This window comes from Burkholderia sp. GbtcB21 (assembly GCF_019091065.1).
GTDB classification, from domain to species: domain Bacteria; phylum Pseudomonadota; class Gammaproteobacteria; order Burkholderiales; family Burkholderiaceae; genus Burkholderia; species Burkholderia pyrrocinia_C.
The window spans coordinates 1-240 of sequence record NZ_JAGXKA010000429.1 but is presented as its reverse complement, the minus strand read 5'-3'; the positions used below and the strand labels follow the sequence as shown (position 1 = coordinate 240).

General features: G+C 57.5%; 2 tRNA genes. Both read right to left on the bottom strand.

The features are described from left to right. Positions 1-2: 2 nt before the first annotated feature. Positions 3-75: transfer RNA gene (locus KVT39_RS37275), tRNA-Ala, on the bottom strand. Between the two features lie 88 nt (positions 76-163). After that, positions 164-240: transfer RNA gene (locus KVT39_RS37270), tRNA-Ile, on the bottom strand.

Genomic DNA, 240 nt, shown 5'->3' with positions numbered 1-240 from the left:
GGTGGAGGCAGACGGGATCGAACCGACGACCCCCTGCTTGCAAAGCAGGTGCTCTCCCAGCTGAGCTATGCCCCCATATGTACAAAGAACCTCAGGTACTAGCCGGTCGGCTTGGGGTACTCGTAAGCGCTAAAGCGCTAACGATCACCGACACGTCAGACAATGGTGGGTCTGGTTGGATTCGAACCAACGACCCCCGCCTTATCAAGACGGTGCTCTAACCGACTGAGCTACAGACCC